General features: G+C 34.4%; 16 protein-coding genes and 2 pseudogenes. 17 read left to right on the top strand and 1 reads right to left on the bottom strand.

What is annotated here, in order from left to right:
* Window positions 1–120: 120 nt before the first annotated feature.
* The gene (locus QM874_RS02870) at window positions 121–1,002 is read left to right on the top strand and encodes a class II fructose-bisphosphate aldolase (RefSeq protein ID WP_033688381.1); all 882 of its coding nucleotides are present in this window, start codon (window positions 121–123) and stop codon (window positions 1,000–1,002) included.
* Between the two features lie 149 nt (window positions 1,003–1,151).
* On the opposite strand, the gene QM874_RS02865 is transcribed toward QM874_RS02870, so the two are convergent.
* On the bottom strand, window positions 1,152–1,613 hold the full coding sequence (locus QM874_RS02865) for a helix-turn-helix transcriptional regulator (protein WP_414286787.1): 462 nt from the start codon (window positions 1,611–1,613) through the stop codon (window positions 1,152–1,154).
* A gap of 173 nt (window positions 1,614–1,786) precedes the next feature.
* Between QM874_RS02865 and QM874_RS02860 the strand changes: the two genes are divergently transcribed.
* The 16 genes and pseudogenes from QM874_RS02860 to QM874_RS02785 all read left to right on the top strand — a co-directional run bounded on the left by QM874_RS02860 (window position 1,787) and on the right by QM874_RS02785 (window position 15,752).
* The gene (locus QM874_RS02860; protein WP_414286786.1) at window positions 1,787–2,026 is read left to right on the top strand and encodes a hypothetical protein; all 240 of its coding nucleotides are present in this window, start codon (window positions 1,787–1,789) and stop codon (window positions 2,024–2,026) included.
* Window positions 2,023–2,475 (top strand): hypothetical protein, encoded by a 453-nt coding sequence (locus tag QM874_RS02855; RefSeq protein ID WP_414316131.1) that lies wholly within the window; start codon window positions 2,023–2,025, stop codon window positions 2,473–2,475. Before QM874_RS02860 ends, QM874_RS02855 begins: the two co-directional genes overlap by 4 nt.
* A gap of 173 nt (window positions 2,476–2,648) precedes the next feature.
* Complete coding sequence (locus QM874_RS02850; protein ID WP_414286784.1) at window positions 2,649–2,804, top strand: Sec23/Sec24 zinc finger-containing protein; 156 nt, start codon at window positions 2,649–2,651, stop codon at window positions 2,802–2,804.
* Window positions 2,805–2,818: 14 nt separating this feature from the next.
* The gene (locus QM874_RS02845) at window positions 2,819–3,025 is read left to right on the top strand and encodes a hypothetical protein (protein WP_414286783.1); all 207 of its coding nucleotides are present in this window, start codon (window positions 2,819–2,821) and stop codon (window positions 3,023–3,025) included.
* Between the two features lie 153 nt (window positions 3,026–3,178).
* Window positions 3,179–4,111 (top strand): annotated as a pseudogene (locus QM874_RS02840) (alpha/beta fold hydrolase).
* Window positions 4,112–4,162: 51 nt separating this feature from the next.
* Entirely contained in the window at window positions 4,163–4,708 is a 546-nt protein-coding gene (locus QM874_RS02835; RefSeq protein WP_268718269.1) for a histidine phosphatase family protein, read from the top strand.
* Window positions 4,709–5,021: 313 nt separating this feature from the next.
* Complete coding sequence (locus tag QM874_RS02830) at window positions 5,022–6,014, top strand: ABC transporter ATP-binding protein (protein ID WP_414316130.1); 993 nt, start codon at window positions 5,022–5,024, stop codon at window positions 6,012–6,014.
* Window position 6,015: 1 nt separating this feature from the next.
* The gene (locus QM874_RS02825; protein ID WP_414316129.1) at window positions 6,016–6,834 is read left to right on the top strand and encodes an ABC transporter permease; all 819 of its coding nucleotides are present in this window, start codon (window positions 6,016–6,018) and stop codon (window positions 6,832–6,834) included.
* A gap of 1 nt (window position 6,835) precedes the next feature.
* Window positions 6,836–7,621 carry an ABC transporter permease gene (locus QM874_RS02820; protein WP_371499069.1) on the top strand — a complete coding sequence of 262 codons (786 nt, stop codon included), beginning with the start codon at window positions 6,836–6,838 and terminating at the stop codon, window positions 7,619–7,621.
* Window positions 7,622–7,659: 38 nt separating this feature from the next.
* Entirely contained in the window at window positions 7,660–8,121 is a 462-nt protein-coding gene (locus QM874_RS02815; RefSeq protein WP_414316201.1) for a GNAT family N-acetyltransferase, read from the top strand.
* An 849-nt stretch (window positions 8,122–8,970) separates the two neighbouring features.
* Window positions 8,971–9,705: an ABC transporter ATP-binding protein gene (locus QM874_RS02810; protein ID WP_414316128.1), complete on the top strand. Its 735-nt coding sequence runs from the start codon at window positions 8,971–8,973 to the stop codon at window positions 9,703–9,705.
* A gap of 10 nt (window positions 9,706–9,715) precedes the next feature.
* Complete coding sequence (locus tag QM874_RS02805) at window positions 9,716–11,734, top strand: FtsX-like permease family protein (RefSeq protein WP_414316127.1); 2,019 nt, start codon at window positions 9,716–9,718, stop codon at window positions 11,732–11,734.
* A 77-nt stretch (window positions 11,735–11,811) separates the two neighbouring features.
* The gene (locus QM874_RS02800) at window positions 11,812–13,389 is read left to right on the top strand and encodes an ATP-binding protein (protein ID WP_414316126.1); all 1,578 of its coding nucleotides are present in this window, start codon (window positions 11,812–11,814) and stop codon (window positions 13,387–13,389) included.
* Window positions 13,370–13,966: a response regulator transcription factor gene (locus QM874_RS02795; RefSeq protein ID WP_414316125.1), complete on the top strand. Its 597-nt coding sequence runs from the start codon at window positions 13,370–13,372 to the stop codon at window positions 13,964–13,966. The genes QM874_RS02800 and QM874_RS02795 overlap by 20 nt, the downstream gene beginning before the upstream one ends.
* A gap of 203 nt (window positions 13,967–14,169) precedes the next feature.
* Window positions 14,170–14,390, top strand: a pseudogene (locus tag QM874_RS02790) (helix-turn-helix domain-containing protein).
* Between the two features lie 423 nt (window positions 14,391–14,813).
* Entirely contained in the window at window positions 14,814–15,752 is a 939-nt protein-coding gene (locus QM874_RS02785) for an alpha/beta hydrolase (RefSeq protein ID WP_414316124.1), read from the top strand.
* The last annotated feature ends 14 nt before the right edge of the window (window positions 15,753–15,766 follow it).

Here is a 15,766-nt window from a genome sequence, read left to right as displayed (position 1 = left end):
TCTGAAAATAGAAGAAATTCAATCGAAACCACGGGAAAAACTAGCTTTTTTTGTGAAAAAGTGATAAAATGAACAATGTAAATGGGATGTCCCATAAAAATATACAGGAGGCCTGATAAAATGGCAATCGTTTCAGCAGAAAAATTTGTCCAAGCAGCTCGTGACAACGGTTATGCAGTTGGTGGATTTAACACAAACAACCTTGAGTGGACTCAAGCTATCTTGCGCGCAGCAGAAGCTAAAAAAGCTCCAGTTTTGATCCAAACTTCAATGGGTGCTGCTAAATACATGGGTGGTTACAAAGTTGCTCGCAACTTGATCGCTAACCTTGTAGAATCAATGGGTATCACTGTACCAGTAGCTATCCACCTTGACCACGGTCACTACGAAGATGCACTTGAGTGTATCGAAGTTGGTTACACTTCAATCATGTTTGACGGTTCACACCTTCCAGTTGAAGAAAACCTTAAATTGGCTAAAGACGTTGTTGAAAAAGCACACGCTAAAGGTATCTCAGTAGAAGCTGAAGTTGGTACTATCGGTGGTGAAGAAGACGGAATCATCGGTAAAGGTGAATTGGCTCCAATCGAAGACGCTAAAGCAATGGTTGCAACTGGTATCGACTTCTTGGCAGCTGGTATCGGTAACATCCACGGTCCTTACCCAGCAAACTGGGAAGGTCTTGACCTTGACCACTTGCAAAAATTGACAGAAGCTCTTCCAGGATTCCCAATCGTATTGCACGGTGGATCAGGTATTCCTGATGAGCAAATCCAAGCAGCTATCAAACTTGGTGTTGCTAAAGTTAACGTTAACACTGAATGCCAAATCGCATTCGCTAACGCAACTCGTAAATTTGCTCGTGACTACGAAGCAAACGAAGCAGAATACGACAAGAAGAAACTCTTTGACCCACGTAAATTCTTGGCTGACGGTGTAAAAGCTATCCAAGCATCAGTTGAAGAACGTATCGACGTATTCGGTTCAGAAGGTAAAGCTTAATCTAGCTTAACCCTATAAAACAGAAACCTGCCCCTGAGGGTGGGTTTTTTGTGTTTGGACAGTAAATATTGTAATACAAAAAATAAGCGAAAAACGATTAGATGATTGTTCGTTTTTTGCTTATTTTTTTTATTTTTACAAAATAAATATTATTTCTTGTCTTTTGAGTTCATTAAGGCTGCAACAACTGTTGCCCCAATAATTGGTGCAAGTGAACCAATGATTCTAGAAGCATTTTTAACAGTAGAGGCGGTTGCAATTAACGAAGATGCTTCACTAATTTGTTCAAAATCTACTGATTTATTCTCAGACACCGCATATTTTTCTGATTCATCAAAAAAATTTAGCAACAACTCTGCTCTATCAGCTCTGTCTTGATCTGTCGTTTTTAAATTTTCAATTTCAAAATCTATTACGGTACGTAATGCAATATAATGGAGTTTAGTTAATCTACTTTTTTGAGTTTCAAGATTTCTGATGGTTTGTTTAGTAACTCCTATAAGATTGCTGAGATCTGGAATTGTCCAATTCAAAATCTCTCGAATAGCTTTTAAGTTATTTTGTAGAATTGCTCTTGTATCTTCTGTTGATGGATATTTTTCTTTTAACATATCTTCTTACCTATAATTTTCTATTTCTATTATAACAAAAATAAAATAAAATTTAAATAGTTGTCTACGATAAAATATTTTACGAAGACAAAAATAAAACATTTGCATAAAATTCTTGACAAGATAAAAATATTGTACTATACTATGCTTATCTAAATAAGAGGAGTGTTTTTATGGATATTCAATTGGCGTTTATCTTATTGTTAATTTCTTTGTGTATCTTTCTATTGGTTAGAAAGAACATAATTACAAAAAAGTTTACGGACTTTTTGATAAACAATAAAGGATCAGAAATAGATTTTTTAGAGACTAGTGAATTAAGTGTTTTAGAAGGTGCAAAAATACTGAACAAAAAATATAAAATCGGATTAATTAATTCATATATTGTAGTTAATTCAATAAAAGTAAGATGAAATCGGAAAAAAGGGAAAAAATGAAAATCAATATGGAAAGAATCGAAACACGAGCACAAATCGTTTTAGACCGAACAAAAAGAATATCAAAATCTGCAGGTAATAACATACATAAAGCCGGGAGAAAGTGTCTAAATTTTGTAGAAAAACATCCTGAACTTATTTCTATAATTACATTGGTTTCTATAAGTTTGTTGACTAATAAAAATGCGCTTAATCAAAAATGGACTAATGATTTTGAAGATACAGAGCGAATCCAAACACCAGCTGATTCAACTTTTTCTGAACTGGTACAAGAAAATCAAACTATGAATCATCATTATCCTGATGAGAGAAAAAGCCCGGATACTCATCTTTATCGTAGAAATGAAAAAAATTTTGTTAGGGGTGGCACTGTTGAAGATAAACAAAGATTCAAGGAAGAAAATAAAAAATTGTTTTATTCTTAATTAATCTATTTTTGCTATCTAATAAATACGTCTATATACTTTGATAATAATTTTAAACTTATATTTAGAGATTGAAAGTTATTATTGCTGAATACTATATTTAGACTATTTTGTATAACATAAAAGAAACTTTACTTTAAACATTTTATAAATTTAATAAAAAAGGAGAAAAAATGACAGATAGATTTCCTGATGTTGATTGGTTTTGCGATTACTGTGGAGCTCATTTAAACTCTCAAACTGGTTTTTCTGATCATAAATATATTTGGAAGTGTGAGGAATGTGGTAGAAAAAGTAGTATCTCATCTGATAATATTTTTGAATTTTAAAGGAGAATTAAATTATGTCAAAATTATATACATGTGAAGAATGCGGTGGAGAGTTCACAAAGAGAGAACTCGATTGGGATGGTAGTGACCATATTGATGGAATTTATTATTGTAAAGATTGTAGTCGATTTCTAGAACAATGTGGTATTGATGCGATGGATCCTGATGGATTTGGATACGATGAGTATGGAAATTGGGATCAAGAACGATTAGGTTTTTAGACTTTTGATAACTACAATAGATATATTTTTAGCTTATTTAACAAACTGACCTACCCATTGGGTGGGTTTTTTGTGTTTGAAACTATAGAAAATATAATGGGGAAGAATCTATCTAAAGTTGCTAAAAGAGTCTAATTTTTGTACAATAATGCTATGAAAAAACTGAAAAAATGGAGTCTTGGCTTTCTTAGCTGCATTCTTTTATTTTTAGGGGCAACATTTATCTTTCATCGCATCAGTTTGGTAAAGGAACAAGCCTCACTAACACCTGTGGGGCAAACTGTTCTCGTCAATGGACACCAAATGAATGTTTACGTTGAAGGGGATGGTCTAGAGACAATAGTAGTTCTCTCAGGTGCTGGAATTGCCTCTCCAATATTGGACTTTAAGAATGTGTCGGATTCCTTATCAAAAAAATATAAGGTAGTCATCGTAGAGCGGGCTGGCTATGGTTATAGCGAGGATAGTAATCAATCAAGAGATGTGATGGAAGTTTTGTCTGAGACTCGTCAAGCTCTGTCATAAGCAAATATCACAGGTCCTTTTATCATCATATCTCATTCCATGGCTAGTCTTGAAAGTCTGGCTTGGCAGGAGAAGTATCCTGATGAAGTGAAATCCTTGGTTGGTCTAGATTGGGCATTGCCATCAAGTTATGAGGATTTAAAGGATAATCAGGCCTTGCTTACTGTGGCTTATTGGAGCAGTAAGATTGGCTTATTACGCTATTTCCCTGAGTCCTTTTATATCAAAAATCCAACGCTGACTGAAAGTGAACGACAACAATATAATTTACTAGCTTATAAGCAGTTGATGTCACAAGCCATGCTTCATGAATCCCGTTTGGCAAAGGAAAATGCCAAGAAAGTTCCCTCTAGCATCAATCCGAAAATCCCTACCTTACTCATGGTTTCTAATGGTGAAGGCACGACCTTTAGCCAATCAGAATGGCAGCATTATGCAGAGAAATTTGTTAGTGGTCAACCGAATGTTCAAGTCATCTATATAGATGCACCACACGACCTCTATCATTATCAAAGTAATGAAGTTGTTTCTCAGATTGAAGATTTTTTAAAGAGTCATTGAGGGCTTAAAAATCCATTGAGACTGATGACAATAATTGAAAGGTAATGACTTATGAATAATTCTTATATTTTACTTAGACATGCTCATTCAAGATTTTCAAGTGATGATTTTAATAGAACTTTGTCAGAAAAAGGATTTTCATCTCTTGACCAATTAGAGTTTTTGAATTCTTTTAATATTGATTATTATTTTTCTAGTCCTTATAAACGAGCATTTGAAACGGTTAATAGCTCGCCAATTCAATTTGATAAAATAGTTCTTGATAATCGGTTACGGGAGCGAAAATTATCTTCAACCTTTATAAAAGATTCTGAGTTTGAAGACAGTATTAAATATTTATGGCAAAATCCCAGTAAATCTCTTTCAGAAGGGGAATCAAATCAAGATGCACTAGCTAGAGTACTAAATTTTTTAATGGAATTGGAAGAGAGATACTCAGAAAAAACGATTTTACTTAGTTCACACGGGAATTTGATAGGAATACTACTACATCATTTTGATTCCAGTTTTGATTATGAAAAATGGGAGCAGATGACCTTTCCAGATTGTTTTCTAATTGATAGAAATGGGATTGTGAAAAGAATTATGAAAGATTAGTTCTTTGATTAAATAGTGATTCATATTGATCAAAATAGTTTGCCTTTTTACAATTCGTAGCCTGCCACTAATGGCAGGTTTTTGGTGTTTAAAGGAAACTAATAAACCAGAATTTTTGTTTAAAAGCATTATTATAAGAGAGAAATTTCTAATTTCAAAATCTATAAGCAAACGCTTGCATTCCTTTATTTATTGGATTATAATAGGTTGGTATAAATCCTTCTGTAATAATATTGAGAAGGTGTAGAAAGTAAGGATTTAGAATATTTGTAGTCAAAAATACAATGTTGCTTCTTACGATAGGGAGATAGATATGGCAATGATAGAAGTGCAACATCTTCAGAAAAATTTTGTGAAGACAGTTAAAGAGCCGGGGTTAAAGGGAGCTTTGCGCTCCTTTATTCATCCTGAAAAGCAGACCTTTGAAGCGGTCAAGGATTTAACTTTTGAAGTTCCAAAAGGGCAGATTTTAGGATTTATCGGGGCAAATGGTGCTGGGAAGTCAACTACCATCAAAATGCTGACAGGAATTTTAAAACCGACATCAGGCTATTGTCGGATTAACGGCAAGATTCCCCAGGATAATCGCCAAGATTATGTCAAGGATATTGGAGTCGTTTTCGGACAACGTACCCAGCTATGGTGGGATTTAGCACTGCAAGAGACCTACACGGTTTTGAAAGAGATCTATGATGTACCGGACTCGCTTTTCCATAAGCGCATGGACTTTTTGAATGAAGTTTTGGATTTAAAGGAATTTATCAAGGATCCTGTGCGGACTCTTTCACTGGGTCAACGGATGCGTGCGGACATTGCAGCTTCCTTGCTTCACAATCCCAAGGTTCTCTTTTTAGATGAGCCGACCATTGGTTTGGATGTGTCGGTCAAGGATAACATTCGTCGGGCCATTACTCAGATCAATCAAGAGGAAGAGACAACTATTCTCTTGACCACTCATGATTTGAGTGATATTGAGCAACTTTGTGATCGGATTTTTATGATTGATAAGGGGCAAGAGATTTTTGATGGAACGGTTAGCCAGCTCAAGGAGACCTTTGGCAAGATGAAGACTCTTTCCTTTGAACTGCTACCAGGTCAAAGTCATCTCCTTTCTCACTATGAAGGTTTTTCGGATATGTCCATTGATAGACAAGGAAACAACCTAACTATTGAATTTGATAGTTCCCGCTACCAATCAGCTGATATTATCAAGCAAACCTTATCTGATTTTGAAGTCCGTGATTTGAAGATGGTGGATACGGATATTGAAGATATTATCCGTCGCTTCTATCGAAAGGAGCTCTAAGATGGTCAAATTGTGGAGACGTTATAAACCCTTTATCAATGCAGGGATTCAGGAGTTGATTAGCTATCGAGTTAACTTTATTCTCTATCGGATTGGTGATGTCATGGGGGCTTTTGTCGCTTTCTATCTCTGGAAGGCTGTCTTTGACTCCTCCCATGAGCCTTTGATTCAGGGCTTCAGTATGGCGGATATCACCCTCTACATCATCATGAGTTTTGTGACCAATCTTTTGACCAGGTCTGATAGCTCCTTTACGATTGGTGATGAGGTAAAAGATGGCTCTATTATCATGCGCTTGCTGAGACCAGTCCATTTTTCGACCTCTTATCTTTTCACCGAGCTTGGTTCCAAGTGGTTGATTTTTATCTCTGTTGGACTGCCATTTTTAAGTGTCATTGTTTTGATGAAAATCTTATCTGGGCAAGGTGTTGTAGAAGTGCTGGGATTAACTATCCTTTATCTCTTTAGCTTAACTCTGGCTTATCTGATTAACTTTTTCTTTAATATCTGCTTTGGATTTTCAGCTTTTGTGTTTAAAAATCTATGGGGTTCCAACCTACTCAAGACTTCAATAGTGGCCTTTATGTCTGGAAGTTTAATTCCCTTGGCTTTCTTTCCGAAAATCGTTTCAGATATTCTGTCCTTCTTGCCTTTCTCATCCTTAATTTACACTCCGGTCATGATTATTGTTGGGAAATACGATGCCAGTCAGATTCTTCAAGCACTTTTGCTTCAGTTTTTCTGGCTTATAGTGATGGTGGGCTTGTCTCAGTTGATTTGGAAACGAGTCCAGTCATTTATCACCATTCAGGGAGGTTAGGATGAAAAAATATCAACGCATGCATCTGATTTTTATCAGACAATACATCAAGCAAATCATGGAATACAAGGTGGATTTTGTGGTTGGTGTCTTGGGAGTCTTTCTGACTCAAGGCCTGAACCTCTTGTTTCTTAATGTACTCTTTCAACACATCCCTTCGCTAGAAGGTTGGACCTTTCAAGAGATTGCCTTTATCTATGGATTTTCCTTAATTCCAAAGGGATTAGATCATCTCTTTTTTGACAATCTCTGGGCTTTAGGTCAACGACTAGTTCGAAAAGGGGAATTTGACAAGTATCTGACTCGTCCTATCAATCCTCTCTTTCACATCCTCGTTGAGACCTTTCAGATTGATGCCTTGGGTGAACTTTTGGTCGGTGGAATTTTACTAGCGACAACGGCGACTAGCATTGCTTGGACTCTTCCCAAATTCCTGATTTTTCTAGTTTGTATTCCTTTTGCGACCTTGATTTATACTTCCTTGAAAATTGCAACAGCCAGCATCGCTTTTTGGACCAAGCAGTCAGGTGCCATGATTTACATTTTTTATATGTTTAATGATTTTGCCAAGTACCCGATTTCCATTTACAATTCGCTCCTTCGTTGGTTAATTAGCTTTATTGTGCCTTTCGCCTTTACGGCCTACTATCCTGCCAGCTATTTCTTGCAGGACAAGGATGTCTTCTTTAATATCGGTGGTTTGATTCTGATTTCCCTTGTTTTCTTTGTTATTTCCCTCAAACTTTGGGACAGGGGATTGGATGCCTACGAAAGTGCGGGTTCGTAAGAGGTAAAGTAGGACTAAAATCAAGAAAGGAACTTATGATGTTTGTAATTAAAGAAGTCAAGTATGAAGATCAAAAAATGGCAGCTGTCGCTGAGATTTTAAAGGATTTGCCAGAATGGTTTGGAATACCAGAAAGCACGCAAGCCTACATAGAAGGAGCCAAGGACCTGCAAGTTTGGGCAGCCTATCAGGAGAGTGATTTGCTTGGCTTTGTGAGCTTGTCCTATTCTAGTGAAGATTGTGCAGAGATTGATTGTCTCGGTGTAAAAAAAGCTCATCAAGGTAGACGAATTGGGAGTCAATTGCTTGCTACTTTAGAGAGTGAAGCTCGCAAAAAAGTTGATTATCTGCAGGTCAAAACAGTGGCAGAAGGTTCTAATAAAGATTATGACCGAACAAATGTCTTTTATCGCAGTCTTGGTTTTAAAAAGTTAGAGATTTTTCCACAACTGTGGGGACCCAAAAATCCTTGCCAGATTTTGATTAAAAAAATGGGTTAAGAATCCAGATAGACTTAGAGAGCAATAGATTAATCGCTTAAATAAAGAAAAATTTGTATAACTAAATAGCAGAGATATTTAAAAAGTGCACAAATTACTCATTTAAAATATTCTAAAATATGTTAAGATTATGGAAAAAAGGAGGAATACATTATGTGTGATATATCTAAAACTAGCTGAAGTTTTTTAGTGAGATATTAGTATGAAGAGCAGTTGAATAGGTTTTTATTTTTTAGTTCAGGAGATAGTCTCTTAGATTGGAAAATGTAGTCTATGCTTTACATGTTCTTATGAGTGTACTAGAAATCATGTTCACTGTTAGAAACTAAACATAGATTTCCTTTGTTTATTATTAACAACATTGAACAAAAAAATATTAACAGATGTGAAGAGATGAGAAAAGAAAATCACGGTATTGATACTTTTGACTACGAAATTAGTCATCAAGAACTTATTGGGAATTCTGCCCCATGTTTGCAAACTGCCATTCGTTTGACCTTTCAAGGTCAATGTAGAGTGTGGTTAAGAGAGGTTTATTGAACCTTAATAAAGGAGGATACGATGGAAGGAATTATAGGAACGCTTGAATTTTATGCTCCTGTACTTGTACTAGGAGTAGTCATCATTGGTATTGTCTACTTTATGAAAAAACGTAATGATAAAAATAGTAGATAGATTGGTTTTATCACTATTATTTCTAACCAATGCTCTTGAGGAGTATTGGTTTTTATTGTGCCTTAGAAAAAAAGACAAGAAGCGTCAATCAGAACTCAATTCTGCACAAAATACTCATGAAAAACATCTTTCTACAAGCTACAATAATTGTATAAAGAAATGGAGGAAACGATTATGCCACAACTAGTAGTAAAAGGATTAAATAAGACATTTGGAGAAGGCGAAAGTTTAGTCCATGCCTTATCTGATATTTACCTTTCAGTAAATAAGGGTGAATTTTTAGCCATTATGGGAGCGAGTGGTAGTGGAAAGACGACTCTATTGAATTGTATATCCACTATTGATAAACCTGATTCGGGCAGTATTGTTTTTGAAGATTTTGATATGATTCAAGCAAAAGAAAGCCAATTAGCTGATTATCGCGCTAAGAATATCTCTTATATTTTTCAAGCTTATAATCTGGTAGAGACCTTAACAGTTTATGAAAACGTAATTTTACCACTTCAAATTCAAGGAAAATCCATTAGAAAATATCAAGAGAAAATTAATGATATTTTGGGTAAATTAGCTATTCAAAATTTAAAAAACAAATTTCCAAATCAATTATCAGGTGGACAACGTCAACGTGTCGCAACAGCTAGAGCGTTAATTGATGATTCCAAACTCTTGATTGCAGATGAACCGACAGGAGCTCTTGACTCTGCTAACTCAGAAAATCTCATGTCCCTCTTACAAGAAATTAATCGAATGTTTGGAATCACTATTCTACTTGTTACTCACGATCCTGCTGCTGCTAAATATTCGTCTCGAATGGTTCTTCTCAGTGATGGACAGATTATCGATGATATTGAGAGGAATGGACTATCAAACGACTTATACCTAGAAGAAATATACAGACGAACAAGATAGGAGGGGAGCTATGTATCCAAAGTTAATTTTACGCAATGTGTTTAGAAACTTACAAACTTATACGATTTATTTTTTAAGTCTTGCTTTGATTTATAGTCTTTTGTACGCCTTTAATGCTCTTCCAAGTCATCCTGTCATGCAGAGTTTATCGGGTGCGAAAGAAATGCTGACGACAGTTATGTCCCAGTATATGGGGTTGTTATCTTACTTGATACTAGGCGCCATCGCCTTTCTCATCGTTTACTCAACGAATTTTGTTTTAGGGAGACGGAAAAAAGAGCTTGGACTCTATGCAACGCTTGGAATGAAAAAGCACCAGATTATTGGAACACTCTTCTTTGAAACCATGCTAGTAAACATCTTTGCTTTACTTCTAGGATTTACTTTTGGTCTTGTCTTGCTTGTTTTGCTTGCTCATATTGCCTCTGAGTTTTTCATGGCAAATTATTTTGGAAATTTATTCTTTTTGGATCCTAAATCAATTTCTCTTCTTGGTTACTCCTATTTGGTAACAAGTTTGATTGTTGGTGTGATGGAGGTTTCAACATTTAGAAAGAAACAAATCATTAGCTTGATTCAAGAAAATGGTGTTAAAAAATCTCGACTTATTAAAGAGAACTCTGTTCTTCAACTGTTGATTTTCATTATTTCAAGTATTGTTATCATCTCTGCAAGTCTGTATTTTTCTGATTATCATCATTTATCTATTTTGAAAAATTGGGGAGTCTTATTAGTCTCTGTTTTAGTTGTCTTTGTTATTCTTTTTTACAACACCTTGAGTCATTTCTTACTTAGAGTTGTTAAGAGAGTATCTTGCCTCTATTATAATAAATTAAACTCATTTAAAATCCGGCAATTCTCCAAACAAGCTGACAGTAATTCTGTAACGTTGGCAGTTCTGTCTTTGACCTTGACTTTGGCTCTTAGTTTACTAGTGTTTGGTGGTAGCTCCTATACAACTATGAATCATGAGTTAAATCGTTATTCTCCTTTTGATTTACAGATCAATTTATATAGAGGTAGTGAGTTTCATTATGGAAATGAGGGTGTAAAAGATAGATTAAAAGCGGATGGTTTTGATTTTGATGTCATAAAAGATGAATATGTTTATTCAACTTATACGAGTGAACTGACTTATAAAGATATCATAGATACCAGCCAGTTATGGGAACATGACAAAGGGTTGCGTGATAGCAAAGTCCGTATTTTAGGAATTTCTACTTATAATCACCTGAGACAGCTACAAGGTCAAAAAGCTATTACCTTAGCTGATGATGGCTATCTAGTAAATGCAAATTACAAAGGAACTATTAAACAAATCCATGAGTTTTTGACACAAAAGAAAGACTTAGTAATTGGCGGTTATTCTTTAAAATTATCATCATCGAAACCATTAGATACTGTTTATTTCCTTTCTTCGGTAGGATTAAATGATTCAGGAACTCTTGTTGTACCAGATAAGGTGGTACAAGGCTTGAACGAAGATTTTACGACCTATGTAGTTAACTATAAAGAAAATGTTGATAAGCGAAAAATCGAAACCTTTTTGAAAGATTGGGTAGAAAACCATTACTTTACAGTAGATGGTGCAGAAGTAAGTGACTTTACTTATCAAACTAAGGTGAGATTATCTGAGATTTATATAGGATTTATGGGAGTCATTGTACTAGTATTGATATTTATTAGTGTTGTGTTTATTATTATTTCACTTAGCATTTTATCTCTACAAATCTCAACTAGTGCACTAGACAGCATTAATGATTATCGTATCTTATATCTATTGGGAAATAAGAAAAAACAAAATAAGAAAATACTTATTCATCAAATTATAAGTTACTTCTTTGTTCCCTTGCTACTTGCTGTTCCATTAGCGGTTTCTCTAAGCAAGTCCTTATTAGGTTACTTTGAAAACTTTGCCAATACAACTATCACAATTGATATGACCTATCTAGGAGTGGCAGCTCTTCTCTTTCTAATTTACTTAGTCATAACCTATAAAGTGAGTTGGCATATTCTTGATCAAAATTAGGATAAAACTAGGATACTGTTAAATAGTACCCTAGTTTTATGCTATACTATACTTATAAAATAGAGGGAGCTGAGAGGATGAAAAAAATTGTAAAAGCTATTTCAAATCATCCACTGTGGTTGTGGCGATTAACGTTGTTGAACCACTTAGGGTTGATAGTATATATATATTATAAAATTCCTAATGATTATTCTAGTGCTTACACGCAAAAACTTTCGTTAATATTAGTGGTTTTATTGATTATTTTCAGTTATGTTTGTAACTTTATCAAATTTCGATATAGTGAACTAAAATTATGGATAATACTTTTGTTATCTTTAGTTAGTTGGCAAGCAATCTTTCAACAAGAAACAAATAATACTCTCCTTCATTTTTTTGACATATTGAATCCAATTAATTCATTTTTATTGGTGTATAGTTCTCTTTCTATTATTTTATTAGGTGAGAGGATTGGGGAAGAATTGGTAAATGTTTCACTAGCTTTAACTATTATTACAATCTCTTCTTACTTGATGTATTTTCCACTATTTTTATTTTTATCAATATTCACTACTTTTTTTCTCACAGCTGTTCCTTTACTTTTATTACTCTTGTATCGAAAAGAGTTGAGAAATGTATTAGCTTCTCAAAGGAGAAATATTGTAATTCTTTCGGTTGTGTTACCTGTCTCCTATGTTGTATTATATGGTAATACTGTTGGATCAGGACTTTTAAATTTAGTGTGGTATATTGAGGTATTATGTATACTGACTTTTTTACATTTTAAAACAATTTTTACATCACTAAAAAAGAAAATTGATGAATTGAAATTATCATACTTAAAAGCTTTTACTCGCTTATTTTTTTTAGTGGGAGGATTGTTATTACTTTCGTTTATCGGTTTTCAACTAGAGTTGAAAGTGAGTTTTGTAATTTTAAATATAGTTCTGCTTATCATGGCAATTGTTGCTGAAGAATGTATACGATTGTTTCACGTGTCGGATATGAGAAATGCGAAAGATTACCTGGAAATTCTATTTTTGAAGCGAAATAGAATGATTAATCATCTTCTTTCTAATGAAGTTGTAGAACAGCAATTTTCAGAATTTCTCCATAATGAAATTTTACAAAGTGTGATGGCTATTAAGAATTTCAATGCTTATAGTCAAAATGAGATGTTTGGAAATCAAATAAATCTTGTTACTGAAGAACTAGTGCAACGAATTAGAGAACGAATGGATTATTACCAGCCTATGAGTGAGGCAGATGAACCTCTATCAAAAAAATATCAGGCTCTCATCGAAAGGATCGAGAAAAGATATAAGAAAGAAAGTTCAGTAGTGGTATATTTTCCACCTAAATTTTCTTTAATGACTCCCTATGATAAAATTGTCTACCGTTTTGTTGAGGAGTTAATTACTAATGCTGTTAAATATTCACAAGAAGGAGAGATTTCTTTAGAAATCGAGACAAAACAGGATGTTATTTTTATAGTTTCTGAGAATAAATCTATTTCTACCAAAGAACATTCTCTGGGATATGGCTTGAAAAATATGGAAAATAAATTAAGTGTTTTAGGTGGTAAGATGAATACTTTAGATAAGAATGGTGTTTTTCGTATTGTTATTGAACTACCGATTGATAAGGAGCTATGTTATGAAAATTTTGTTGATTGATGATCATAAATTGTTTAGTCAGAGTATTAAACTGATTTTGGAATTATCAGAGGCTATTGAAAGAGTGGATTTGATGGATGATTTTTCTTCTGTTTTGAACTTCCCTTATGATGACTATGATATTTTGCTTATCGACATAAATTTAACTAGTTTATATCAAGAAGATGGGCTATCTTTAGCTCAAACGATTATTAAAAATGGATGTTCTGCTAAAATTGTTATTTTAACAGGATATAGTAAAAAAATGTATGAGTATCGTGCTAAGATAATGGGGACTTGGGGATTTTTAGATAAGAGCATTGCACCAGGAGAATTGCTTCAAAACTTAGTAGGAATTTATCAGGGGAGAAAGATTTTTTCAGATGAAGTAGTGGTCGATGTCTTAACTTCACGTGAAATAGAAATATTAGAATTAGTTCGAAATGGTCTAAGTATAGATGATATTTGTGAAAGGGTTTATGTGAGTAAGCGAACTGTTTCGAATCATCTTGCAAATATCTTTTCAAAATTAGGAGTATCCAGTAGACAGGAAGCGATTCATGTCGCGGAACAGTTAGGTTATTTTTCTCCCGAATAATTGATAAGTTATTGTCCTATTGCGTAGAAATCTTTAATTGAATTTGAGTGAGGATGGGTGCAAAAGCAATTATTACTTACTCTTTAAAAATATACCTAAAAATATAAGTATATATATAGGTTGGGAACTTCTGTTGTCCGATTTGGAGAATATATTAAAGATTTGAAATTTATGCTCTATACTTTTTCTTAATAGAAAGCTAGATGTACAGACGTTTGAGAGATTTGAGGAAAGATCACGATTTGCCTCAAAAACAAGTGGCTAAAATATTTTTATTTACAAACTCAGCTTATGCTAAAATTGAACGGGGTTAGAATACGTTAACGGCAGATGTATTTGTGACTCTCTCAAACTTTTACAATGTCAGTACGACTATCTATTGAGATTGGCAAATTTTTCTGATAAAATTCGCTTTAGAAAATAATTTCAAGAAAGTTTTATTTGAAAAAACAGTAAAAAAGCGCAAAAAATCACTTCCTGTGCTATACTGTAATTGAAAATTTTTTAGTTTGGGCGTTAGAACTGTTTCCTCAGTCGTAGCGCCTTTTCTGTCTGATAAGTCTGTTTGGTAGAGAGTAGTTTGTAAATGATTCTGAGAATCTTATGAGCGCAAGCAATAACGGCTCTCATCTTACTTCCTCTTTGGGAAATTCGATTGTAAAAAGAAGAAAAAGCTGAATCCTTAGAGTGTACTACAATTAATCCCGACATGATCAAAGCCTGTTTGATATATCGATTTCCTTGCGTGATGTGTGAGGATTTTTTTGTGTTTGAAACTATAGAGAATATACTAGTGAAGAACTAATCTAAAGTTGCTAAAAGACTCCAATTTTTGTACAATAATGCTATGAAAAAACTAAAAAAATGCTGTCTTGGGCTTCTTAGTTTCATTCTTTTGTTTTTACTCGCTACATTTATCTTTCATCGTATCAACTTAGAAAAGGAACAAGCCTCCCTAACACCTGTGGGTCAAACAGTTCTCGTCAATGGGCACCAAATGAATGTTTACGTTGAAGGGGAGGGGCCTGAGACCATAGTATTTCTCTCAGGTGCAGGAATTGCTTCTCCAATATTGGACTTTAAGAATGTGTCAGATTCCTTATCAAACAAATACAAGGTAGTCATCGTTGAGCGAGCTGGCTATGGTTATAGTGATGATAGCAATCAATCAAGAGATGTGATGGAGATTTTGTCTGAGACACGTCAAGCTCTGTCACAAGCAAATGTCACAGGTCCTTTTATCATTCTGTCTCACTCTATGGCTAGTCTTGAGAGTCTGGCTTGGCAGGAAAAGTATCCTGAGGAAGTGAAAGCCTTGATTGGCCTGGATTGGGCATTGCCATTAAGTTATGAGGATTTAAAGGATAATCAAGCCCTACTTACTGTAGCCTACTGGAGCAGCAAGATTGGCTTATTACGCTTTTTCCCTGAGTCCTTTTACATAAAAAATCAAACTCTGAACAAAAGTGAACGACAACAATATAAATTACTAGCATATAAGCAGTTGATGTCACAAGCCATGCTTCATGAATCCCGTTTGGCAAAGGAAAATGCCAAGAAGGTTTCGTCTAGCATCAATCCGAAAATTTCTACCTTACTAATGGTTTCTAATGGTGAAGGGACGGGCTTTAGCCAATCAGAATGGCAACATTATGCAGAGAAATTTGCAAGTGACCAGTCTAATGTTCAAGTCATCTATATGGATGCACCTCACGACCTTTATCATTATCAAAATCATGAGGTTGTTACTTGTATTGAAGAATTTTTGAAGCAGTCAGGATTTTAGAATTGAATATGGCC

Source organism: Streptococcus infantis, assembly GCF_047463615.1.
GTDB lineage: Bacteria > Bacillota > Bacilli > Lactobacillales > Streptococcaceae > Streptococcus > Streptococcus infantis_X.
The sequence above is the reverse complement of the archived record's forward strand: the minus strand, read 5'-3'. Positions and strand labels throughout refer to the sequence as shown.